Annotated in this window: 24 protein-coding genes; 21 read left to right on the top strand and 3 right to left on the bottom strand. The window is 54.9% G+C overall.

All coding sequences use genetic code 11. The features are described from left to right. Positions 1 to 209: 209 nt before the first annotated feature. From AC2FPW_RS12700 to AC2FPW_RS12690, 3 genes are all read right to left on the bottom strand, one after another. Complete coding sequence (locus tag AC2FPW_RS12700; protein ID WP_496814015.1) at positions 210 to 1,481, bottom strand: helix-turn-helix domain-containing protein; 1,272 nt, start codon at positions 1,479 to 1,481, stop codon at positions 210 to 212. Positions 1,482 to 1,868: 387 nt separating this feature from the next. After that, positions 1,869 to 2,642 carry a hypothetical protein gene (locus AC2FPW_RS12695; RefSeq protein ID WP_496814013.1) on the bottom strand — a complete coding sequence of 258 codons (774 nt, stop codon included), beginning with the start codon at positions 2,640 to 2,642 and terminating at the stop codon, positions 1,869 to 1,871. Between the two features lie 114 nt (positions 2,643 to 2,756). Continuing rightward, the gene (locus tag AC2FPW_RS12690; protein WP_496814012.1) at positions 2,757 to 3,575 is read right to left on the bottom strand and encodes an acyl-homoserine-lactone synthase; all 819 of its coding nucleotides are present in this window, start codon (positions 3,573 to 3,575) and stop codon (positions 2,757 to 2,759) included. Positions 3,576 to 3,939: 364 nt separating this feature from the next. Here AC2FPW_RS12690 and AC2FPW_RS12685 point away from each other — a divergent pair, with 364 nt between their 5' ends. The 21 genes from AC2FPW_RS12685 to AC2FPW_RS12585 all read left to right on the top strand — a co-directional run bounded on the left by AC2FPW_RS12685 (position 3,940) and on the right by AC2FPW_RS12585 (position 20,109). Then, complete coding sequence (locus AC2FPW_RS12685; protein WP_480893235.1) at positions 3,940 to 4,281, top strand: hypothetical protein; 342 nt, start codon at positions 3,940 to 3,942, stop codon at positions 4,279 to 4,281. A gap of 177 nt (positions 4,282 to 4,458) precedes the next feature. Next, a complete protein-coding gene (locus AC2FPW_RS12680) occupies positions 4,459 to 4,872 on the top strand; it encodes a thermonuclease family protein (protein ID WP_496814011.1) in 414 nt (137 codons plus the stop codon). A gap of 150 nt (positions 4,873 to 5,022) precedes the next feature. Further along, positions 5,023 to 6,333 carry a YadA-like family protein gene (locus AC2FPW_RS12675; RefSeq protein ID WP_496814010.1) on the top strand — a complete coding sequence of 437 codons (1,311 nt, stop codon included), beginning with the start codon at positions 5,023 to 5,025 and terminating at the stop codon, positions 6,331 to 6,333. Between the two features lie 123 nt (positions 6,334 to 6,456). Then, complete coding sequence (locus AC2FPW_RS12670) at positions 6,457 to 7,080, top strand: hypothetical protein (RefSeq protein WP_496814009.1); 624 nt, start codon at positions 6,457 to 6,459, stop codon at positions 7,078 to 7,080. Continuing rightward, on the top strand, positions 7,077 to 7,502 hold the full coding sequence (locus AC2FPW_RS12665; protein ID WP_496814007.1) for a TSCPD domain-containing protein: 426 nt from the start codon (positions 7,077 to 7,079) through the stop codon (positions 7,500 to 7,502). The genes AC2FPW_RS12670 and AC2FPW_RS12665 overlap by 4 nt, the downstream gene beginning before the upstream one ends. After that, a complete protein-coding gene (locus tag AC2FPW_RS12660) occupies positions 7,499 to 8,143 on the top strand; it encodes a lytic transglycosylase domain-containing protein (RefSeq protein ID WP_496814005.1) in 645 nt (214 codons plus the stop codon). The genes AC2FPW_RS12665 and AC2FPW_RS12660 overlap by 4 nt, the downstream gene beginning before the upstream one ends. After that, complete coding sequence (locus tag AC2FPW_RS12655; protein WP_170574749.1) at positions 8,140 to 8,421, top strand: HAD family hydrolase; 282 nt, start codon at positions 8,140 to 8,142, stop codon at positions 8,419 to 8,421. The genes AC2FPW_RS12660 and AC2FPW_RS12655 overlap by 4 nt, the downstream gene beginning before the upstream one ends. Before the next feature lie 3 nt (positions 8,422 to 8,424). Beyond that, complete coding sequence (locus tag AC2FPW_RS12650; protein WP_152460684.1) at positions 8,425 to 8,703, top strand: VirB3 family type IV secretion system protein; 279 nt, start codon at positions 8,425 to 8,427, stop codon at positions 8,701 to 8,703. Then, a complete protein-coding gene (locus AC2FPW_RS12645) occupies positions 8,696 to 11,062 on the top strand; it encodes a VirB4 family type IV secretion/conjugal transfer ATPase (RefSeq protein WP_496814003.1) in 2,367 nt (788 codons plus the stop codon). Before AC2FPW_RS12650 ends, AC2FPW_RS12645 begins: the two co-directional genes overlap by 8 nt. Beyond that, positions 11,059 to 11,196: a hypothetical protein gene (locus AC2FPW_RS12640; protein ID WP_170417970.1), complete on the top strand. Its 138-nt coding sequence runs from the start codon at positions 11,059 to 11,061 to the stop codon at positions 11,194 to 11,196. The genes AC2FPW_RS12645 and AC2FPW_RS12640 overlap by 4 nt, the downstream gene beginning before the upstream one ends. Next, positions 11,196 to 11,942, top strand: coding sequence for a type IV secretion system protein (locus tag AC2FPW_RS12635; protein WP_496814001.1), 747 nt, complete (start codon positions 11,196 to 11,198; stop codon positions 11,940 to 11,942). Before AC2FPW_RS12640 ends, AC2FPW_RS12635 begins: the two co-directional genes overlap by 1 nt. 68 nt (positions 11,943 to 12,010) lie before the next feature. Continuing rightward, on the top strand, positions 12,011 to 12,439 hold the full coding sequence (locus tag AC2FPW_RS12630) for a hypothetical protein (RefSeq protein ID WP_496814000.1): 429 nt from the start codon (positions 12,011 to 12,013) through the stop codon (positions 12,437 to 12,439). Continuing rightward, on the top strand, positions 12,436 to 13,500 hold the full coding sequence (locus AC2FPW_RS12625) for a TrbL/VirB6 family protein (RefSeq protein WP_496813998.1): 1,065 nt from the start codon (positions 12,436 to 12,438) through the stop codon (positions 13,498 to 13,500). The genes AC2FPW_RS12630 and AC2FPW_RS12625 overlap by 4 nt, the downstream gene beginning before the upstream one ends. A 17-nt stretch (positions 13,501 to 13,517) precedes the next feature. Further along, positions 13,518 to 14,162, top strand: coding sequence for a VirB8 family type IV secretion system protein (locus tag AC2FPW_RS12620; protein WP_496813997.1), 645 nt, complete (start codon positions 13,518 to 13,520; stop codon positions 14,160 to 14,162). After that, the gene (locus AC2FPW_RS12615; protein WP_480774501.1) at positions 14,162 to 14,974 is read left to right on the top strand and encodes a TrbG/VirB9 family P-type conjugative transfer protein; all 813 of its coding nucleotides are present in this window, start codon (positions 14,162 to 14,164) and stop codon (positions 14,972 to 14,974) included. Before AC2FPW_RS12620 ends, AC2FPW_RS12615 begins: the two co-directional genes overlap by 1 nt. After that, complete coding sequence (locus AC2FPW_RS12610; RefSeq protein ID WP_496813995.1) at positions 14,974 to 15,654, top strand: hypothetical protein; 681 nt, start codon at positions 14,974 to 14,976, stop codon at positions 15,652 to 15,654. The genes AC2FPW_RS12615 and AC2FPW_RS12610 overlap by 1 nt, the downstream gene beginning before the upstream one ends. A gap of 13 nt (positions 15,655 to 15,667) precedes the next feature. Continuing rightward, positions 15,668 to 16,048 (top strand): hypothetical protein, encoded by a 381-nt coding sequence (locus tag AC2FPW_RS12605; protein ID WP_496813994.1) that lies wholly within the window; start codon positions 15,668 to 15,670, stop codon positions 16,046 to 16,048. 37 nt (positions 16,049 to 16,085) lie between these two features. After that, positions 16,086 to 16,919, top strand: coding sequence for a TraB/TrbI/VirB10 family type IV secretion system protein (locus AC2FPW_RS12600; protein WP_496813992.1), 834 nt, complete (start codon positions 16,086 to 16,088; stop codon positions 16,917 to 16,919). Between the two features lie 102 nt (positions 16,920 to 17,021). Further along, positions 17,022 to 18,035 carry an ATPase, T2SS/T4P/T4SS family gene (locus AC2FPW_RS12595; RefSeq protein ID WP_496813990.1) on the top strand — a complete coding sequence of 338 codons (1,014 nt, stop codon included), beginning with the start codon at positions 17,022 to 17,024 and terminating at the stop codon, positions 18,033 to 18,035. 12 nt (positions 18,036 to 18,047) lie between these two features. Then, a complete protein-coding gene (locus AC2FPW_RS12590) occupies positions 18,048 to 18,206 on the top strand; it encodes a hypothetical protein (protein ID WP_480774602.1) in 159 nt (52 codons plus the stop codon). After that, positions 18,199 to 20,109, top strand: coding sequence for a type IV secretory system conjugative DNA transfer family protein (locus tag AC2FPW_RS12585; protein ID WP_496813988.1), 1,911 nt, complete (start codon positions 18,199 to 18,201; stop codon positions 20,107 to 20,109). Before AC2FPW_RS12590 ends, AC2FPW_RS12585 begins: the two co-directional genes overlap by 8 nt. Positions 20,110 to 20,444 lie beyond the last annotated feature (335 nt).

The following is a 20,444-nucleotide window of genomic DNA, read 5'->3' as shown; positions in this document are numbered from 1 at the left end:
CTGCCATGCTCCATGAAAATTTATGCCAAGTACAACTTCCCCGAGAACAATAAAAGGGGAAGTCTGCTGGCTATTTCTCCGCCCAAACGTCCATAGGGCAGGGGGCATGGCTAAGTTTTCAGTGCCTTTTCGCAAGATTTACAATCCTTTAAGACGATTAGGTCGAACGTCGGCCAAGAACCGCTCACAACAGCGTGATTGAACCTCGATCACATTCTTAGGTTTTGTTCGTCCTCTTTGGCGCGGCGGGCCAACAGACCCATGAAACTTGAAATCAGGTTAAGGTCGCCTTTTTCGTCGGCCTTCACCATCCCTCGGAAGTATCCGCCTGGGCTGACAACGGGGGGTTGCTTCGGATCTGACAACCGTGCGTCAGCGATCAAACCGGCAACCATAGCTCCCAAAGGCTTGAGCCGGGCGATAGCGTCTTGCCATGCGGAAATGTTGGTGCCTACTTCGGACAATCGTGTCCAGGTGCCTGTCTCGATGTCATACCAAGTCGGGTTGGGGTTTTCCATCCCGCCACCAGCGATGTCGATGTGCATTCGCAGTTCCGGTGAAGCAAGCTCATAAAACAGCCTGTTGCTGATTTTGGGCAGCTTTTCGGGATTGTGTGCTTCGGAATCCGCCTCATACTTGCTTTCTAAGCAACGCGGAGGGCCGTCAGGCCCGGAGCCTGAACAATTTGGTTCCGAGGCGTTAGCCGAGGGCCTTGTTATCTCGCCATCGGCGTTACAGGACAAAATGTTATCTTCTATTTGGTCTTGTATATGGCACCCGAAACCAGCTTCGGGTTCACCCGAAATATTGGTGGGTTTCGTCACAAAGGATTCTGCTCTTTTCCACAGATCATGTGCTGCCTGGACATGCGCAGCGAGGCGTTCCAGCGTCATGTATTTGAGCTTGTCAGAGCGCGGCCATGACCGAAACTCGTCCATAAGCTCGTCAGACGCTTCAGGAGGGCAGGGGAGCGCCGCCAGAGTGGTCAGAGTGACCTTGACGTAGCGATACAGCCGTGAGCGGTCTCCACGCAGCTGGTCGTGCTGCTTCTTCTCTGCTCGATCCCGTTCTTCTGCGTCCAGCATATCAGGAATGAGGTTTAGGGCAGGGGTCAGGTAAAGGCCAAGGCCCTTGCGCTTGCATCTGGCACCATTGGCGCCAAGCCTGCGAGACAGCAGGCCGATGCGTTCCAGCTCGCGCTCGTGATTGTAGATGGTTTTGTCTGTCAGGCCGCGCATGGCGATGAGCGTTTCCTGTTTGGCATAGCAGAACGGTTCTTGTGAAACGTCCCGAAAGGCAGTCGGAGAAATCAGGTCGATGATGATTTCAAGTGTTCGAATGCACTGCGCTGATAGCCCCATGATCTGAGCGTAGACAACGCACAGTTGACGAAACCGGTCACGGTTCCAGGCTTCGGGCAAACCATTGTGATAGCGCGTTGTGGGCTGCGCCTGAGCCGTTGCAACGTGACGGAAACTCATGCCTGAGACCTCACACGCTGAGTTGCGCAGCAATTTTGCGCGTCATTTTTGGGGGCGCACTTCGCCTGTTTTTTCGTTTTCATGCTCTGCTTCCTCGTTCGTGAAGCAAGGCGAAACGGGCCTCAAAAGCTGGCAAAACTTTTCTGTTCGCACAAATGCGTTTTTTTCTTGCCTGTCTTGTGGGAGGTGCGCTATGAATTAGGTGACCAAACCGTATTCATAGAGATCCCCCCCGTAGAGGCCCCGCCTTGCGGGGGTTCTTATTTTAAGGGTCTTGGTAACTCCTTCCGATTCTCTTTCTCATATGCCTGCGACCCTACCAGCATCGGGCTTGGCTCGCTAGACGTGGTGGGCAGGGTCTTGGTCATCGGCTATACTTTGTGTCGGTTAATATCGGACCAGCTCGTAGTCGTAGCGGCCAAAAGTGTCCGACCATTCGACGCCGACACCCCGGAAATAGCTGGGGCATTGCTTGCGCAGGGGAAGCCAATTTGGCAGTCCGCCCGACGCTCGATCCGACCAATGGAAGTTGGCGTTTGCATCGTAGGTTCCGACTGCCACATCCAACCGAACTTCGCATGGTCCATCGCGTTCGCGCACCTTGTAGCTGTAGTGGCGCACGTCGATGACACGGATCGAGCGCACAACATCAAAGTCTGATGACGACAGATCTACGGCGGCAAGCGTGGGCGCTGGAAGGGTAGGGGTTCCGTCCCCGAGATTAGCCCAAGGCATACCCGATGTATCGAGCGGCTTCCAAACGGCGGCTTGTGTGGTGCCCAAGGCGTTCCAGGACTCGGACGAGAAAGACGCCTCTACAACTTGAGGGGTGTCCTGATCGTCAGTCGGCAATTCGGGCAGCGGATTGGCGCTGACCTCTTTGATGGCTTCGAGGCGTTGCATCGGTGACAGGGTGGTAGATCCTGCCGCCGCGCCCATTGGACAACGCCAAAGCTGAAGCGGTGGCTCAACGGGCAAGGGGGTTATGCGCCGAATGAACTCTGCACGAGCGGCATTACAATCTGGTGAACTCGGCCAACCGCCCGCAAGGCACAGGAAGATCGCGCAGTCGATTGGGTAGGCTGAGGACGCTGTTGGTGCGACAATCGCAGACGACGAAACCAAGAGCGCCAGTTTGATTGATTTAGACAATTGAGTCATGACAATCCTCTCTGACTTGGAAACACGACATGGTTGAAGATGTCACGCACACGACAACCGGTCAACTTCCTTGTCATTGACATCAATTGCAATGAAAATCAATCATTGCATTGTTTATGATGCCATTTGCGTGGGCAAGTTGACCCTCAAGAATGACGAGGCGTCGGGTTCCTGACCGTCCCAAGGGATCGACCAACGAACCTGTTCTTCGCCAGTATTCCATTTGAAAACGATGCCAACCCGGTCACGCTGTTCATTGAACAGCTCTGCAACAGGATCTCCGCTGGCTCGGCTGCGGTTAGGCTTTGGCCGGATAGCCTTGGGCATTTTGGGCGTTTCGCAGACGTTTGTTGAGAACGCAAGGAACGTCGAATGCTGATCAGAAACCAAGTTGCCCATTGGCCGGGGTGAAAAACCCATCATCTTAGCCATTCGCATGAAGCTCGGCGCGCCCAGGAACAGGCAATGCTTCGCCCCGACAGACAGAAGGTATTCGTTGGCTTTCAGCAAAACGTGCGGTGCGATGCGGAGTTTCCCATTCGAGATAATGCGCGTCAGCTCCCATGTGTCGGTGGATACAGGGGGCGGCAAAAAGCAGAGGTTCGACGGGATGCCCTCGATGCGCTGCAGGTATGCGTCACGGATCATGTACGAATTTGGGTCAGGGCTGAGCGCGTTTACGTATTCTTCCCTGTCAGTCCGAAGTAGGCGGGCACCGCCGAGAACTTGTTTCTTCTCTTTGTCGATGGCCAGGACATACTTGGTGAGGTGACAATCGTACTCGTCGTATTCGCAGCCCATGATGCTGTCCAGCTCCCAGCCCATACGTTCACAGAACACGTTGCTGCGCATTCTGTGGAACTGCCTCCGGTACACATCATCTTCATCACGGCAGTTGAAGGGTATTACCTTCACTTCAATTCCTGATTGCACTTCCAACTCCGTACTTTGCTTCCTTGGGCATAGTTCGCGCCACGGTTGAGAGACGGTTTAAGAGAGAAAAAACGGGCCGGTAAAGTGTCGCGTTGCCAGACCTATACTTTGGTTAGGTCACTTGTACTTTGGTTGGGTCTGGCAACTTGTGATTTGACAAAGCTGAATTTTTCAGAATCAAGACATTCCATTGCCGTGATTTGAAAACATAATTCTGACGCAATTAATTTGCACTGTATCAATGCTATTGCATTGATTTAGTAACATGCCTGTGATAGCTAGGTAGATGAGATGACAGCTATGCACTTCATATTGGCGCAATGCCCTAGTAGAGACTCCATTAAACGATGGGAGTCCGCAACCTATGAGAGAACTAACACCTGTGCTTTTGGAAAATGGGTTCCGGGAAGCGTTGCAGGATGGGGGTATTCTGGAAATAGACTGTACGGCACCAGTCGTACACGCCCGGAACTCCATCAGCGGCGAATGGAAATTCTTCGTAAGATCCAAAGAAGGCAACGACGAGGTCAGGCAAGTCCTTGTCGTTCAGAGAAACATCGAACATCGAGTAGTCAAGACAGCGTTAGGCGCGATGAGCTTGGCGGCTTCATTGGGGGCAACGGTCGTGGCCGTGCCCTTTGTGGAGGGTGAAACCGGTGTTTGCAAAGTCGATCCCAACGCAGTCTTCGAAGACGACACAAGTTGACGGCTTTTGGCCGAATCAACCACAGCTTGATTCGCGGCCACAAAAAACCCCTGAAATAGCGAGAACAGTTGCCGCCACTCACCCGGCACGGCGCGGAGTAGGGTGCCTCATTGCGAGCGTGCTCTACCCCGTTGCCGAAGGTTTCTGCTTTGCAATCCGTCGCGGAGGGCAGGGCGCATGAAGAAGGTTCTTCTATTCTCGGCGGCGCTGGTTGGTGTGATGCTGGCCGATCAACGGTTCGGGCAGCGTAAAACTACAATAAATCTGCCTGCGTCAGCAGTTTATACCGTGGACGGTGACACCATCGACCACGGGGATGACCGCTATAGGCTTGTCGGTTTCGACACACCAGAGACTTATCGAGCGCAATGTGAAGCCGAAAAAGCAATGGGCCTAAAGGCCAAGGAACGGCTCGCAGAAATCATTCAAACAGCGGGACACGTGGAACTGGAGGTTCAAGAAAAACTGGACAGGTATGGCCGTTTCTTGGCGGTCGGGCGTGCGGGCGGTCAGGAGGTGGGGGCCATCCTGATTTCTGAAGGGCTCGCACGCCCCTACAGGGGCGGCAAACGTCAGCCCTGGTGTATCTGAGCTGAAGAACTGGAAACAGGAATGCAGCAAGAGGAAGGGAACTAATCGAGCAAAGAGCGGTCCTGTCGGTTGCGCCAACAACCGGCAGGACCTGAAACGCCCCCAAGTCCATCTGGGGCATTCCTCACACATCAAGCGAGTAACTGTACTATGGTAAAAACAGCATCACTCAATGCTGCCCCCAAGAATCATGTCGGCATGGGGGGAGTCAACCGACGAGCCAAACTAAGGGTTAGTGTCCGAAAAGTAGCTGGTTCGACCAAAACCTTAACATTTGGCGCTGCCATTGCCTTGGCCCTTATGGGGCAAGGCGCAGAAGCGCAATTTGTAGGTCTAGGACAGCCGACCGGCAACGAAACTCCAGTCATTCCTACCGAGACATATTCCCTACAGGGTCATCCCCCGCAAACGACACACACCAATTTCAACAACAACCTTCAGGACCTTCAGGACAGGGGGTTTTTTGCAGACAGCCCAGGCGTCTATTTTCATGATCCTGACGGCGATGGGTACGGGGTCCAAATCCGCATAACGTCCACGCCGAGGACTCAGACAAGCAGTGATGGCGACATTCATATTGTTGGCTACAACATCACCCAGACGGAACAATTTGTACTGCAAACTCGGGGGCCGCTTGTCGGCCCAATTACTGGTCAAAACATTACGGATAACACTGTCACCAGTAATGACATTCAAAACAACACGATCACCAGCAATGATATCCAGGACAATACTGTTACCGGGACGGATATTGCCGATGGAAGTGTGACCGGCACAGACATTGCCGATGGTAGCATTACAAATGATGATCTGGCGGATGGCTCTGTAGACAGCGACACCATCGCAGATGGCAGCGTGCAGAATGTCGATCTGGCTGATAACTCGGTGGACAGCCGCACCATCGTGGACGGCAGTGTGCAGAACGTCGATCTGGCCGATAATTCGGTGGACAGCCGTACCATCGTGGACGGCAGCGTGCAGAACGTCGATCTGGCCGATAACTCGGTGGACAGCCGCACCATCGTGGACGGCAGTGTGCAGAACGTCGATCTTGCTGACAACTCGGTGGACAGCCGTACCATCGAGAACGACACCATTCTGCTCGAAGATCTTAACACTGAGGTTAAGGATTACTTCGAGGCGGGTGATGCAAACACGCTGAACCAGGCCAATGCGTACACCGACAATAGGGTCAATGAACTGCAACAGCAGGTTAATCGCAATGCAGACATTGCGAATGACGGGATTGCCATGGCGCTCGCTGCACAAGTTCCAACACTTGCTGATGGCAAGACCCAAGCAATGACCTTTGGCTATGGGTACTATTCAGGGTCATCAGCGTTTGCCCTCGGTGGGACAGCACAAATCGAAGACACCAATTGGCAGGTTTTTGGAACGCTTGGGTACGGATTCAAAGCAGAAAAACTCGGCGTGAGCATGGGTTTCTTGTGGAGTCGGTGACGGCTTCATGACGGTGGCCGGGCGTTTGATTTCCTCCCTCTCAGACGTCCGGCCAAAAGTACCCGTAATTGTAATTATGTAAAAAATACTGACCTATTTTTGAAAGGCGGAAAGGTGATCACAGTGGCCTTCGACACTATCGAAAGCAAGATTGATCGGCGCTGGGTGCCTGCCGCCCAGAGCTTCGAGCAAGCCCGTAAGGACATTCTCACCGTAATCCGCCACCTTGCCGGAGAACGGTCAACCATCAAGCGCGCAATGCGCGAATACTGGCTGGAAAGCGATGCCCGCGCCACGGCTTTCGGGATCGCGCTCGAAATGTTCCATGTCCTCAATGATCTTGGGTATGAGCGCGCAAATCGGCTCTACAAATCGTTGAAGCAGCACGCGGACGTTAACAAGGCGCTGAGTCCGAAAGAGCTGTTCCGTTTTGCTTCACCGGAGAAAGCCGCCGCTCTAATCCAAAGCAGCAGCCGAGCGGACTATGCAAAGACATACGCAAATCTGAAATTCGGTTGCGACCTGTCAGGCACAATCGACGCCGACACCGCGCGCGACGTTCTGAACCGGCATGAAGCCCTTTGGTTCGTCTACCCAAATGCGACCTATCACGTTCACCTGATCCGTGAGGGTATCTGGTTGGACATCGTTATGCCGCTTGAAGTGGTCGATGAGCTGCGCCTTGACGTGGATTTCGCAATGCAGATCCGACAAGCGGAACTTGATGCGCAGGGAGTTTTGTCATGAACAAGCCTGCGCGCAAAGTTCTTCCTGATCGTCGGCTGGCTGAAACACGCCGCGTTGAAACTCCGCAAGGGCACACAGCCTTTGTCACCATCGGATATGATCCGGCGTCGCCAATCAAACCCCGTGAAGTGTTCTATAGCGGTGGTTTTCGCTCTGGCAGTGACCTCGAATACCATCTGCATGATCTGTGCGTTCTGATTTCGCTGTTGCTGCAGCATGGCGTTGCCGCCTCGTTTCTGTCGCGCTCTATCGCTCGCAAGACTTCGGCCCTGGGTGGTGAAGAATACGCCAGTCTCGCAGGCTGGCTGGTCGATGCTGTCAGCATTCCGCCGTCCTGGACCGATGAGTACGTGGCCGCGACCGGCGACGACCAGAACGCCTCCCCTTTCCCGGCAACGCAAGCAAAGGAGAAATCCGAATGATTGCAGCAATGCGGCCCTTTCTTGTCGTCTCCACTGCCTTTGTGGCGACCGGCGCAAGCGCCCAGGTCATCGAATACGAGCCGGATGGAAGCGTGTTTCTGAACGGTGCGCGGGCAGAAATCGTCAATGGCGTCGTTCGGCCAATCCGGATGCGTGAGTACACGCTTGACGAAAAACCGGAAGCGCCGAAGGCCAAGCCACAGGAAAAGATCGAGATTGCGGGCAAGGCACCGCGGCCCCGCAAAGCCTCGGGTGGATGGTCGCAGGAACGTATCGTCAAGGAAATCAACGCAGCGGCGGAACGGCATGACGTTCCGACCGAGCTGTTCATGGCGCTGGTCTGGCAGGAAAGCCGGTATCGGGCTGACGCTCTGTCACCCAAAGGTGCTTATGGCTTCGCGCAGCTCATGCCGGGAACGGCGAAAGACCTGGGCGTGAACCCAAAGAACCCTGCTGAAAACCTCGACGGTGGTGCCCGCTATTTGGCGGCGCAGTACCGCGAGTTTGGAGACTGGAAACTGGCGCTTGCCGCCTACAACGCCGGTCCCCATCGCGTCGTCCAGTATGGCGGCATTCCCCCCTTCACCGAAACCCGCAACTACGTGCGGATCATCCTAAGCAAAGTGAGTAAAGACCTATGAAAAGAACCCACTTCTACCAGCAGATGGCGTTTTTCGCGATCACTGCGTTCATCATCACCGCAGCGCCCGCCTCCGCTGGCTGGCTGCAAGATGCCATTGGCGATTTCATCAACGAGACACTGGCCGACTCGAAGGTCGTTGGCGTTAGCCTTGCCGCTGTCGGCTTCATCTGGGGCTGTCTCGCCTACGTGTTCGGCTGGGGTTCTTTGAAAGGCCCGGTAATCGCTATCGTCGTCGGCGCTGTTATCGGCCTCGCTGATACATTCATCGGAGCCTGATTGATGCCGCGCCGCAATACGGTCTTTCGCGGCCTGAGCCGCCCCGCAGAATGGGGCGGCCTACCCGTGATCTATCTGCTGGTGATCCTCGGGATGACCATGCTGTCGTTCTTCATGTTCGGGATAGCGCCAGCAATCATTGCGGGTTTTGTTTTCTACACCGGGCTTCGCCTCTTTTACGAATGGGAACCGGCTTTCTTCCGCGTCCTGTCCGTAACCCTTTCCAAAACTCCGCGCACCAAAAACCGCCAGCATCATGGGGGAGATTACTATAGTGCCTAAGCCTGCTGCACAGGATTTGTGGACCCTTGCCCGCTCGTTGATCGAGCCGAGCTGGCGCAAGGATGAAATGAGCCTCTTTCAGATGTTGCCGTATGGCTATGTCGTGGACGATGAGGTCATTTCCACACGCAACGGTGGCCTTATCGCCGCTGCAGAAATCACCGGAATCAACGCAAACACGCTGGACGAAAACGAGTTCGAGTTCCTGGCCGAACGGTTTGAGCGTGTATTGCGCACAACACCCAACGAGGTGGCATTTTATGTTCATCGACTGACCGTCCCGGCTGAGACGGGTCATGTTATCACAGATCCAACCGGCTTTGCCGGTGCAGTGGCGCAGGCCATGCGCTCAGCGTCCGTCGATGCGGAGCTGAAGGAACGCAAGATCATTATCAGCGCCATTCTGCAAAAGCGGCAGGATGAGCGGGCCAAGCAGATGTTCGGCATGTCGTCTGGAACGATCGACGAGGAACGCCGCGAAATGATCGAACAGCTCGACGGTGTGTTCACCACACTGGCGGGCACGCTGGGTGAGGCCCGTGTTAGTCGGCTGAAGCTCAGTGATGGGCGTTGGCTGGGTTACTATGGAATGCTGTTGAATGGTCGGTATCAGCCGATCATTCACACGAACATTGCAGAACCCATTGCCTTCAACATGCCGCAAGAGGATGTGCTGTTTCAGGGCAAGACCGGAAAACTGGTCACGGGCGACGATCAGGAACGCTCGATCCGTGTCTATTCCCTGAAGAATTACCCGATGGCATCTTTCCCCGGCATCTTCGACGGGCTGGACCTGCCGGTCGATGTCGTGATTTCGCAATCCTTCCTGCCGATCAGCCGCGCCCAGGCGCAGGAAATGGAACGTCGCAAGTCGGGACAAATGCGCTCGGCTGGCGACAAAGCGAAGTCGCTTGAAGAGGATTTGTCTATTCTGGCGGATGGTATTGCCTCCGGCACCATGTCACTCGGCAAGCACCACCTGTCGATCTGCGTGTTCGGGAACGAGGAAGATCTGAAAACCGCCGAAAAACACATCATCGGTGAAATTCAGATTTCGGGTGGCACAGTGAAGCGCGAAGCGATGTCGGCCCGTGCGGTGTATTTCGCGCAGCATCCCGGCAACTTCGCATTCCGCCCCCGTGAAGAACTGATCACGGACCAGAACTTTGCGGACATGGTTGCGTTCCACATGCGGCCCAAAGGGCTGGACGCGGAAAAGCTGCCCTGGCCGGGGCCATTGGCAACTTTCCCAACGACACATGGCGACCGCTATGACGTGTCTCTGCATCAGCAAAAGACCAGCTCGGATGCTGAAAACCTGCCCTCCGGCCACACAATCGTTCTGGGACCGAACGGCTCGGGTAAAACCGTGATTGCGATGCTGTTGGCAACAACGGCTGTTGCCCAGGGTGCGCGGATCATCGCATTTGACAAAGACCGGGCAATGGAAGCCCCCATGCGCGCCCTCGGTGCGCAATACATTCGTGTCAGGATCGGTGAGCCCACCGGCATGAACCCGTTCCAAACGGAGACGGATGAGGCCGGTCAAAGCTGGCTGGCAAATTGGGTCATCGCCCTATTGAGTTATGATGAGCCTCTAACGGCAGAGCAAAAAGACGAAATCACGCGGGCTTGCCAAGCCAATGCCACTTTGCCGCCTGCGCTTCAGAACTTTGATTCACTGGTGGAACGGTTCAGAGCCTTTGATGACGGCAAGAACCTGTACAAGCGGGCCAGCGAATGGGCGGGCAATGGTCGGCTGTCCTGGATGTTTGGCGAGGGTGGCACAGATCCTTTCGCCTCTGACGATCGGCATCTTGCGTTCGACATTTCTGAGGTTCTGGATGACGAATTGGTCCGGCTGGCATGGATCAGTTATGTCATGCGTCGGTTGGAGCATCGCTGCGCAGAAAAAATCCCCTCTGTTTTTGTCATTGATGAAGCATGGAAAATTGCCGGGAACGAGTACGGCGCAGGAATCCTTGAGAATGGGTTTACCACGTTCCGTAAGTTGAACGTCGTCATGATGTTGATGACGCAAAGCCCCAAACACATCCTGTCGTCTCAGGCCAGTGACTCCATTTTGGTAAATACCAGCACGCAGCTCTTATTCCCCTCTCGATCCGGCAAAGAAGAGGACTTCCGGGCACTTGGCTTAAATGATGCGGAGCTGGGCGCGTTGCGGGCGCATTTTGGCGACCGCGTAATGCTCATGAAGAAGGGTGATGAGAGTGTTTGGCTCGATGTCGATGTCGGCGCTCTCGGCCCGCTTCTCCGTGTTCTGAGCGGATCAGACGGAAAATCGTTCCCTGATCCTGATTGGCGACAAAACCCCAACTTCTGGAAGGAAATCACATGAAAACCCGCCTTGTAATCGCCCTAGTCGTTCTGGCCGCCGTCTCGGCCTGCACCAGCACCTATTCGGGCTATCGCAGCAAATGCGCCTGCGACTTTGAGCGCATGACCCCCCCCGAAAACTTGGAGCTTGTCTGATGAATATTTCAAAGAGATTCCGCGCAACCATTGCTGTCTCGGTTCTGGCCGCCCTGCCCGTCATGGCGTCGGCCCAAGGTGTTCCAGTGGTGGACTCTGCATCCATCACGCAGGACGCCGCCAATTCGGCCAAAGAAATCGCTGAAATGGTCCGCCAGTATGAGCAACTGCTGGAACAGTACGAGAAACTGGAACAGCAACGGGCATTGCTCGAAAACTCCTTCAAAACCATCAGCGGCTTGACGGATCTGGACGAGTTCAACAGCCGCAGCTTTTTGAAATTGGCGACGGCTGCTGACACGCTCGGCTACGCACTGGACGCGGCGGAGGGCGGTATCTCCGGCCTGCCCGATGTCGCTGCGCAGGCAATGGAGCGTCGATCCATCAACCTCGGCCTGAACAATGGCATCTTGTCGGAGTTCAGCGGATCGGATGTGCAGGCTCGCCGCATCCTGTCTGAGCGTGGTGGTGCGGGCCTGATGGCATCGGCGCTGGGTGAGAATGGCTATGACATGGCCAGTCAGCTCGCCGAAGATGCTGAAAAACTGCGCGGTGAAATCGGCCAGCAAGAGGATCTGAAGGACGCAATCGATTACAACACGGCGGTTCTTATGAAACTCCTGCAAGTTGAAATTGAAATCTTGCGCGCAACCTCGGCTAATGCTCTGGCGTCGGGTACGGATCTGGCGGCAACCGCTGCCGATCTTTCGACGCTTAGCAACTATGTAAGAGGAACCTCACAATGATACTCCGCTCAACCTTCATCCTGACTATTGCAGCCGCCGCCGGTATTTCGGGGGCTGCAACGGCTCAGGTGAAACTGCGCCCCACGCCCAACGTTGAGTGGCCGTTTGGCGACTATAGAACTTGCCTCGGCTACACAGGTGTCAACGAGTTTTCAAAGCAATTCGTCGCTGACGACCAAGAACGTATGGCAGAGGCGGGCCAACCCGCAGACAAGCAATACCTTGTGACCAACTGGTCTGTAGTGATCCTGAATGAGCAAATCATTGCAGCACATGAATACACGGTGGAACAGTGCCAATTGCGCAAAGCGGGTGATGAGTTCAATTCGGAATGCCCGCTTGGAAACATGAGCCGTACCAGCGCAATGGAATTGGTTGGTGCCAACAAGCCAGAATTTTGGAACCAACCTTCATCGCGACATTCCAATCTCAAAAAAGAACAAAAGGTTAGGCTTAACAACCTAGGCCCATCTCTCGCAGAGGCATGTGGGCCATGATCCAAGAATTTGTCAGTTCGATAGAATCTGCGATTAGTAACTTTTCGCAGCAAGCATTCAACAGTCTGGCTGCGGATCTCGCAGCCGGTCTCTGGGCCATCGCTGGGCTGATTTTTGTGATGATGCTGATTAACGGTGTATTACAGATCAAAGAAATCGGGTTCGGTGGTTACGTTGGTTGGATCATTCGAGCGACAATCATCATTGGAATGGCCTCAAGCTGGAGCTTTTTCCAGCCGATCTATCAAGGCGTCCAAACTCTGCCAGATAGCATTGCAGGGGCTCTAACCGGCACCACGAACGTGTGGCAGGCGCTCGATGATATAGCCGAGCAATGTTTCACAATGGGACAAACCGCCATTGAGAACGCCACATGGGGTCTAAGCATCACTGGTGCCGTACTTTGGGTGGTGGGAGCAATTATTGTTGCCTTCGGAACAGGGATTGCCTTGATCGCCAAAGGCGGCATGGCCGTGCTTCTCGGATTGGCTCCTGTTTTTATTGCGACACTGCTCAGTTCAGCAACAGCCAACATCTTTGCCGCTTGGGCAAAAACAACAGTTGGACTGATCATGGTCATAGTTGTTCTGACAGGAATCGTTGCGCTCATTCAAACACTGTTTGCCGCTGAGCTGAACACCGTTGAAGATGTGAACAACATGACAGCGAGTGGCCGCTTTCTAGCTGTATGTATTATCTCAATCGTGATGCTTACGCAGATCCCGTCGCTCGCTGGGGGAATGTCCGGTGCAATCGTTTCAGCATCGTCGGGTCTCGCTGTGGCAACGGGTGCCGCCGCCGCCGCCAGAAGCGCGTTGAGTACGGCTGCTGGTGCTGGACGCAGCACAGTTGCTGGGGGCAAAACCGCGGCTGCGATGGCTTCCGCAGCACGCGACGGGACCGGAATTCGAGACAGCGCATCACGTGCCATGCAGGCGCGTCGGGACATCGCACACAGAGCCCGCAATCAGGATGGGGCGGCTCGACAGAGCTACGCCGCTGACCGTTACCGGCAGAGCATTCGAGCTGCCCGTGAAAAACCGCAACAAAAATCATCTTAATCCGAGGAACAGAGCAAATGTCATACGTGACAGATCACGAAAAAGAACTCTTTCTGAGCGCACGTCGCGATGCCTTCAAGTGGCAGGTGTTCGGTATGGTCGGAATGGCAATAGGTGTCGCTTCCATTATCGGTTGGGCAATGCTCCTTCCCCTGAAGGAAATCCGCGCTGTACCCTTCTCCATTGATCCGGACACAAAGCTGCCGGTGCTGCTGACTGAAAAGGTCGAAAAACTGGAACCTTCTGAGGCAATGGCATTCCGCGAGGTCGCAAACTATGTGCGCGACCGGGAAACCTATGATGTCCAGGACAACAACGAGCGCCTGAAATCGGTGCTGCGTCGTTCTGATGAGCTGGCCGAAACGTCCTACCGCGAACTGTGGGATGGGTCGAACGACAACCATCCGGACGAAATCTATACGCCCAAGACAAAGGTGCAGACCGAAATTCTGGGCGTCTCGCCGGTCAACGATGAGACGGTGCAGGTCGAGATCCGCAAGTCCCTGATCGTGCCAAACCAAGCAACGGCCTCCGCCCGCTACGTGGTCACTGTGACCTACGGGTTTGAGGAAAAAATCGTGACGTCGATGGATGAGCTTCTGGAAAATCCGTTCGGCTTCGTCGTCACCAACTACCGCGTAGACGCAATGGGAGACATCTGATGCAGCGTTCTTTCAAAACACTCACCGCCACCGCCGCAGCAGTTTTGGCATTCTCTGCGCCTCTGCTCGCTGAAATCACACCGACACCGGACGGAAAGAACGCGGATCACCGCATCACGCATTTCCATTACGTCGAGAACCAGGTGTACCGCATCCCTGTGGGTGAACGTCTGATTACCTATGTTCACTTTCCGCAGGGCGAAACCGTCCGCAGCATTGGTGCGGGCGACACTGAAAGTTTTCAGATCACCCGCCTGCAGGAAGGCCGCGTGATCGCATTCAAGCCGGAAATCCTGAACTCGGATTCGAACCTGACCGTTCTGACCAATCGCGGCTCGTACAACTTCTATCTGGTTCCTGCTGAAACTGCCGCTGAACGCAAAAGGGTGCCGTTCCGAGTCACCTTCTATAGCAACAACAAGGGTGGGACCACGACGACCCGTGGCAAAGTAGCGCTAAGCGAACCCAAGCCAACCGGGCGGTTCGTGAACCAAAACTACTCGCGCTCGGGCAAAGCCGACTTCGCGCCTACTGCCGTGTGGGATGATGGCGTTCACACCTATATGCAGATCCCGCAGGATGCGGAGCTGCCGGGTATCTTCCGCGTCCTGCCTGACGGGCGTGAGTTGATGGTGAACACCACAGTCAAAGAGCGCGGCATTGTCCAGGTGCAGGGCCTTTCAGATCTTTGGACACTGCGCATCGAGGACACTTCGATCTGTGTCCGCAACGATGGCGACGAGTTTCAGCAGGCCAGCGCAACGGGCAGGCCAGTCACTTCACAGACAGTTAAACCGGGGGGCAGCAAGTAATGGATCGCAATCAGACAATTGCGGCACGGGCGGCGGCTGAACAGCCTCCCCTGCGTTCCCGGAAAAGGCTAGAACCCAAGAAGCTCATCGGCGTTGCCCTCGCGGGTGCCGTGTTCGTTGGTTTCGCTTGGTTTGTGCTGGGCGACGACACCAAGAACAGCCGCACGGGTGTCCGCGTCGATGCCCTGCAACAAAGCGGTGGCGAACGATACGGGCTTTTGACCGCACGGGGGCCAGAGGTCGATGAGCCAGAACCAGAGGCTTTGCCCGAGGAAATAGCGGTGGCAACACCGGCATCAGTGCCGCAGGTCGATTCCGAAGGGCTGAAACAAGCCCTGAAAACAATCGAGCAACAGAATGGCCGGATTTCCGATCTGCAAGACGAGCTGACGGATGCCAAAGTTTCGCTGTCCGAAAAAGACGGTGAAATTGCAACGCTGACCCTGACCAACGAGCGCCTTCAGGTCAGATATGATGAGCGCGAGAAAAAGTTTCAGACGGAGCTTGCGCAGGCGGTTGCCGATGCTGAGGCGCGGGCGCTCGCCAGTATGAGCCATCTGCAAACCCAAGGTCTGACCGAGGACGAACGGCGCAGGCTCGAAGAACTCAAGCGGATGCGTGAACGCCAGAACCAGTCGGACGGCATCGTGTTCGATGAAAACCCACTTCGTAGAAATTGAAGGAGCAAAAACCATGGGTGATTTCATTGCACACTTGTTTGGGCAGTTTGACAGACGATGGTTGTTTCGAGCCTACTTCATAGGTTTTTTGTTCTTGTGTCTTTGCTCGTTAATGACGCTTGGCCTCGTAGCAAACCCGTCAGTTGATCAGGGTGAACGTGGGACATCAACCGCAGTAATTCTGGTGCTTTCCATACTGAATACGTTGCTGTTCCCGTTCGCAAAGCTCGTGTGGAACAATCTGAAAGGTTTCGTCCTGGGCGACACCATTCTGCTGTCGAACTTCTTGTTTCTCATCGTTGGCAAGTTCGTCGTCAATTTTACGCTTTGGTGGCTCGCCTTGGTCATCGCCCCGTTCGGCGTCGGCTACCTCTGGTTCAAAGGTCGAGCGTAATTCAACACATTCTAATGTTCGTAAAGGGATACCTCACATGAACAGAACAGCACTTACCCTCGCACTGGTCACGTTAGCCTCAAGCGCGATTGCACAGGATGGCACCGGGCAAAACTACCAGCCTATCAACGGCGGCTCGCAACCAGTGATTTTCCAGCGCTACCCTGCCGCGCCTCAACCAATCCAGGTTCAGCCGGAAAACACACGCCTGCCTGAAGAACAGCGCGGCTATCAGGAAAACCCGAACACGACTTGGCAAAACAACCTGGTCGAAGAATATCCGCCCATCGTGGGGGCCTCGATCATTGACGATCCGTCGCGCACACTGACTCAGGGCACGGTTTTGACAGCCGTGTTTGGCGGGGCCGTAAGCTCGGAGCTGCCGGGGAGTGTTGTAGCGACGATCACACGTGGCGTCTATTCGATGGACGGCACTCGTTTGCTTCTTCCACGCGGCTCAAAGCTCTATGGCGAATACCGCGCCGATACAAAGCTTGCGCAAACGCGGATCGCTGTTGTTTGGAGCCGGGTAATCACTCCGGATGGCTTATCCGCGCAAATCGGGTCCGCCGGGACGGATGGTCAGGGCCGGTCTGGCGCAACCGGACGTGTCGATACGCATTTCGGTGAACGGTTCGGGACGGCCGCGCTACTCTCGATCATCGGGATCGCGCCGGTCGCACTGGTGGCCGACAACGATAGCAGCAATTCGGTGCAAACAGATCTGGCAACGCAGGTCGGTTCGAATTTGCAGAATGCCACAGCGGCGGCGTTGGAGGACTATTTGCGGATCACGCCAACCATCTATGTCGATCAGGGTAGTCGTATCAACGCCATCCTGCAGCGCGACGTGGTGTTCGACAACTTCTGAGACAGACCCTTTGAGGCGGCCGTATCGTCGGCCCTTCCGGCCGCTCCCCGCACAATTGAATGCGGTAGCGGCCTTTTTTGACGGAATAACAAGGACAAAAATATGAGCGGGCGAAATGGCAACGGCCTTCTGGAATACTATACAGGCAAGATCGAGCATCTGTTGCACGATGAAAGCCTGAGCGAGATTTCTGTAAACCCTGACGGAGCGGTCTGGGTTGAGGAAATGGGCACAACAAACATGACCAGAACAGACATTGCTCTGACCAGAGACGATGTTGAGAATATCGGACGATGCGTTGCTGGGTTCAGTGACGTGACTTTCGGAGAAAAGAAACCCATTGCGACGGCGAACGTGCCGACACAGCAGGGCAAAGCTCGGGTGCAGGTTGTCATCCCGCCCGCGACAACCGGCGTCGGGTCCGTGGCGATCCGCCTGCTCCGCGTGAAAACCGTCGATCTGGGCGCGTTCAGCTTTGCCAGCAAAGAGGCCGCACTAGCCGAAAGCAACGACCACAGCGCGCTTGAGACTGCGCGAGCGGCGCTTGCAGCGGGCACGATGAGCTTTGACGAGTTGGCTGACCTCGCGATGCAGAGCAAATGGAATGTGATTATTGCGGGCGGTACATCTTCCGGCAAAACCACCGTTCTCAATGCCATGCTGAAGCGTGTCGATCCGGGCGAGCGGATCGTGACGATAGAGGAAGTGGCAGAGCTGGACATCGAGCAACCGAACTTCGTGGGCTTGCTTGCGGATCGTTCAGAAGAAAATGGGCCTCGATCCCCGACAAAGCTGCTTGAATCGGCGTTGCGCCTCCGGCCTGACCGGCTCGTTTGCGGTGAAATCCGGGGCGACGACGCGAATATGTTCCTGGAGCTGGTGAACACCGGGCATGACGGATCTGTCTGCACCATGCACGCCAACTCGCCCGTAGATGCCATTGGTCGCATGAGCAAAATGGTGCGGCGCGGATCTCCGACCGTCCAGAAAGCCGAAGTGGTCGATGACATCAGAGCCACCATTCACATGATCGTCCACATGAAGAAAATCGGGGACGAACGGAAGGTCAACGGCGTGATTTTCCCGCCCCTGATGACCGCTGATCAACTTATCTGAAGGAATAAAAAGATGAAGAAGTTTGAATATTGGGATGCGGTGATGACCGAAAGAGACGATACCGAAAAAGCCTTTGCTGGAATGGGTGAAGCGGGTTGGGAAATGGTCGGCGTTGTGCGCGTCGAATTTGGATTCCGGTGTTTTTTCAAACGTGAGATGATTGATGGCTGAGTTTCAGGATCTACCCAAAGGCAAGAAAGTCGCGATTGCCGGCACGATGGGCTTTGTCGCTACTTCGGCTTGCGCAGTGTTGGTGGTCGGCCTGGTCATCGAATACCTCAATACGAAAGGCTTCCGGGGGCTGGACATCTGGGCGATACCGGCAAAGTTCATGGCACGGCCTGCAGAAGAACAACAGGTCATCGGGCTTGTGGCCGTTGTGGCCGTCTGCGTTCTGACATTTGCGTTTGTGGCCGCTGCTCTGCGAGGCCCCTCAACGAAATACGGTGATGCGACCTTTGCAAAGGCCCCTCAGCTCGTCCAGGAGGGCTATGCTTCGGTGCTGAAGCTCAAAGACCAACTGGATAGTGAAATCGTGTTTGCCAAATTTGGTCAGCCCAAAGACAAAAACGCAATCTACTACAAACCGGGCCCCGGCGTACAAAAGCCACACGCGATGTTCATTGCCCCGTCTGGTTCGGGCAAAACCAGCGGCTTTGTGATCCCGAATGTCCTGCGTTTCAATGGGTCTTGCGTCGTCCTGGACATCAAAGGCGAGATTTTCCAGACCACAGGTGCGCGTCGGACAGCGATGGGCGATGAGGTTTTTGTGTTCGATCCCGAGAACCCGGAAAAAAGCCACAGCTACAACCCTCTGCGCCGCGCAGCACGTGCCGACAATCTGGACCGGCGATGGGAAGAAGTGATTCAGGTTGCGACCCAAATGTTCGACACGCCCAGCTCGTCCGCACAGGGCTTTATGGGCGGTGTCGAAGGCATGTTCTGCGCTATGGCGATGTTGGCAATCAAACGAAAACGGCCATACATTTCCGAAGTTCTGCGCCTGGTCAAAACGACCAAGCAAAAGGACTATGAGAAAATGGCTGAAGAAGTTGGTTACGCGCGCGCTGCAGATGAGTTCCTGAATCTTGCAGCCGAAGAATCCAAAATCTTGCGGTCAACGATTTCGGTTATGAACAACTCCGGCCTTCAGCTCTGGCGTAACCCGTCAGTGGCAAGAGCGACGCAGGGCAATGACATCAACTTTGAGGATCTGCGTCGGCGCCCCACCTCGATCTACTTTTCTGTGCCGGGTAAAAAGGTCAAAGAGTTCCGGACACTCATTCGCCTGTTCTTCCTCGATCTGGTGAACACAATCGAAACCCACGAACCGGGTCCAGATGAGCCGTTTAAGGTTTTGATGCTGCTCGATGAATTTCAGCGCCTCGGCCATCTTGAGCGCGTCGTTGAAGCGTATGACACCATGCGATCCTTCGGCGGTCGGATCATCGTGATTTCGCAAACGCTGTCTCGCCTGCAGGACATTTATGGGCATGAAGGTGTGCGGGCGATGCTGGCAAACGCCGGGACGCAGATGTTTGCGGCCTCTGAGGATTCAGAGGTGCGCGAGCACGTGTCCAGGTCCATCGGTGACAAAACGGTCATGAGTAAGTCGAAGTCTCGGGCGCTCGGCAAAATGGAAATGGGTAGCATATCGGAACGCGAGGAAGGCATTCGTCTGCTCCGGCCTGAACACGTTGGCCGACTGCCTGAAAACGAGGTTGTGCTGATCCGCGAAGGCAAAATGCCAGTGATTGCAAACAAGATCCGATACTTCGAAGATCCGTATTTTGTGCAGTTCCTTGGTGGCGATACGCCAAAGATCAAAGGGACACACCTGGATCTTGCTGAAGAACAGGTCAAGGATACAGCAAAGGCACTGGCCGATGCGAAACCGGCCCCTGCCCCGGTGAGAGAAATTTCGGAAAAAGATATGGAACTTCAGGCGGCTTTTGATGCGCAGCGCACAGTTGCGAAACGAAAAAGCCGTTCAGCGAAGGATTTGGCGATGGCGAAGATGAAAGCAAAACCGCAAGGAGCGGCGCTCTCCCTTGACCGGAGCAAAGTTGTCTAACATGTTGGGCTCAGAAACCCATAGATAACTGAAAGTTAGGCTTGGCGTTAACTGGTTCGTGAAAGACGAAAATCGCAAATAGTATTGAGGGCCTTTAGATTGAACACAGATAGCCAGAATCAAACAGATGTGCTGCCGGATGGTGAGAACGCAAGTGGGGTAGATAGCGAGTTTTCTATTGTCTTTAAGAGCGGAGCTATTCTGGAATTTCGTGCCGGGTGGAATCGCCACAAAGACCTTCCGGGGATTAATGACTTGCTTGTCCGTCGTCAGATAATTTGGGACAGCGGAGCGGTTTTATGACTGGAGGCTCTGGCTCATCCTTGATTAAGTTT

It is taken from the genome of Ruegeria sp. SATB027 (assembly GCF_059613825.1).
The sequence above is the reverse complement of the archived record's forward strand: the minus strand, read 5'-3'. Positions and strand labels throughout refer to the sequence as shown.

Excerpts from the sequence above, each read along its gene's own strand:
- AC2FPW_RS12600 (WP_496813992.1), top strand. The coding sequence starts at position 16,086 with ATGAACAGAACAGCACTTACCCTCGCACTGGTCACGTTAGCCTCAAGC.
- AC2FPW_RS12640 (WP_170417970.1), top strand. The coding sequence starts at position 11,059 with ATGAAAACCCGCCTTGTAATCGCCCTAGTCGTTCTGGCCGCCGTCTCG.
- AC2FPW_RS12620 (WP_496813997.1), top strand. The coding sequence starts at position 13,518 with ATGTCATACGTGACAGATCACGAAAAAGAACTCTTTCTGAGCGCACGT.
- AC2FPW_RS12635 (WP_496814001.1), top strand. The coding sequence starts at position 11,196 with ATGAATATTTCAAAGAGATTCCGCGCAACCATTGCTGTCTCGGTTCTG.
- AC2FPW_RS12680 (WP_496814011.1), top strand. The coding sequence starts at position 4,459 with ATGAAGAAGGTTCTTCTATTCTCGGCGGCGCTGGTTGGTGTGATGCTG.
- AC2FPW_RS12665 (WP_496814007.1), top strand. The coding sequence starts at position 7,077 with ATGAACAAGCCTGCGCGCAAAGTTCTTCCTGATCGTCGGCTGGCTGAA.
- AC2FPW_RS12695 (WP_496814013.1), bottom strand. The coding sequence starts at position 2,642 with ATGACTCAATTGTCTAAATCAATCAAACTGGCGCTCTTGGTTTCGTCG.
- AC2FPW_RS12610 (WP_496813995.1), top strand. The coding sequence starts at position 14,974 with ATGGATCGCAATCAGACAATTGCGGCACGGGCGGCGGCTGAACAGCCT.
- AC2FPW_RS12625 (WP_496813998.1), top strand. The coding sequence starts at position 12,436 with ATGATCCAAGAATTTGTCAGTTCGATAGAATCTGCGATTAGTAACTTT.
- AC2FPW_RS12615 (WP_480774501.1), top strand. The coding sequence starts at position 14,162 with ATGCAGCGTTCTTTCAAAACACTCACCGCCACCGCCGCAGCAGTTTTG.
- AC2FPW_RS12650 (WP_152460684.1), top strand. The coding sequence starts at position 8,425 with ATGCCGCGCCGCAATACGGTCTTTCGCGGCCTGAGCCGCCCCGCAGAA.
- AC2FPW_RS12700 (WP_496814015.1), bottom strand. The coding sequence starts at position 1,481 with ATGAGTTTCCGTCACGTTGCAACGGCTCAGGCGCAGCCCACAACGCGC.
- AC2FPW_RS12685 (WP_480893235.1), top strand. The coding sequence starts at position 3,940 with ATGAGAGAACTAACACCTGTGCTTTTGGAAAATGGGTTCCGGGAAGCG.
- AC2FPW_RS12595 (WP_496813990.1), top strand. The coding sequence starts at position 17,022 with ATGAGCGGGCGAAATGGCAACGGCCTTCTGGAATACTATACAGGCAAG.
- AC2FPW_RS12655 (WP_170574749.1), top strand. The coding sequence starts at position 8,140 with ATGAAAAGAACCCACTTCTACCAGCAGATGGCGTTTTTCGCGATCACT.
- AC2FPW_RS12675 (WP_496814010.1), top strand. The coding sequence starts at position 5,023 with ATGGTAAAAACAGCATCACTCAATGCTGCCCCCAAGAATCATGTCGGC.
- AC2FPW_RS12605 (WP_496813994.1), top strand. The coding sequence starts at position 15,668 with ATGGGTGATTTCATTGCACACTTGTTTGGGCAGTTTGACAGACGATGG.
- AC2FPW_RS12660 (WP_496814005.1), top strand. The coding sequence starts at position 7,499 with ATGATTGCAGCAATGCGGCCCTTTCTTGTCGTCTCCACTGCCTTTGTG.
- AC2FPW_RS12590 (WP_480774602.1), top strand. The coding sequence starts at position 18,048 with ATGAAGAAGTTTGAATATTGGGATGCGGTGATGACCGAAAGAGACGAT.
- AC2FPW_RS12585 (WP_496813988.1), top strand. The coding sequence starts at position 18,199 with ATGGCTGAGTTTCAGGATCTACCCAAAGGCAAGAAAGTCGCGATTGCC.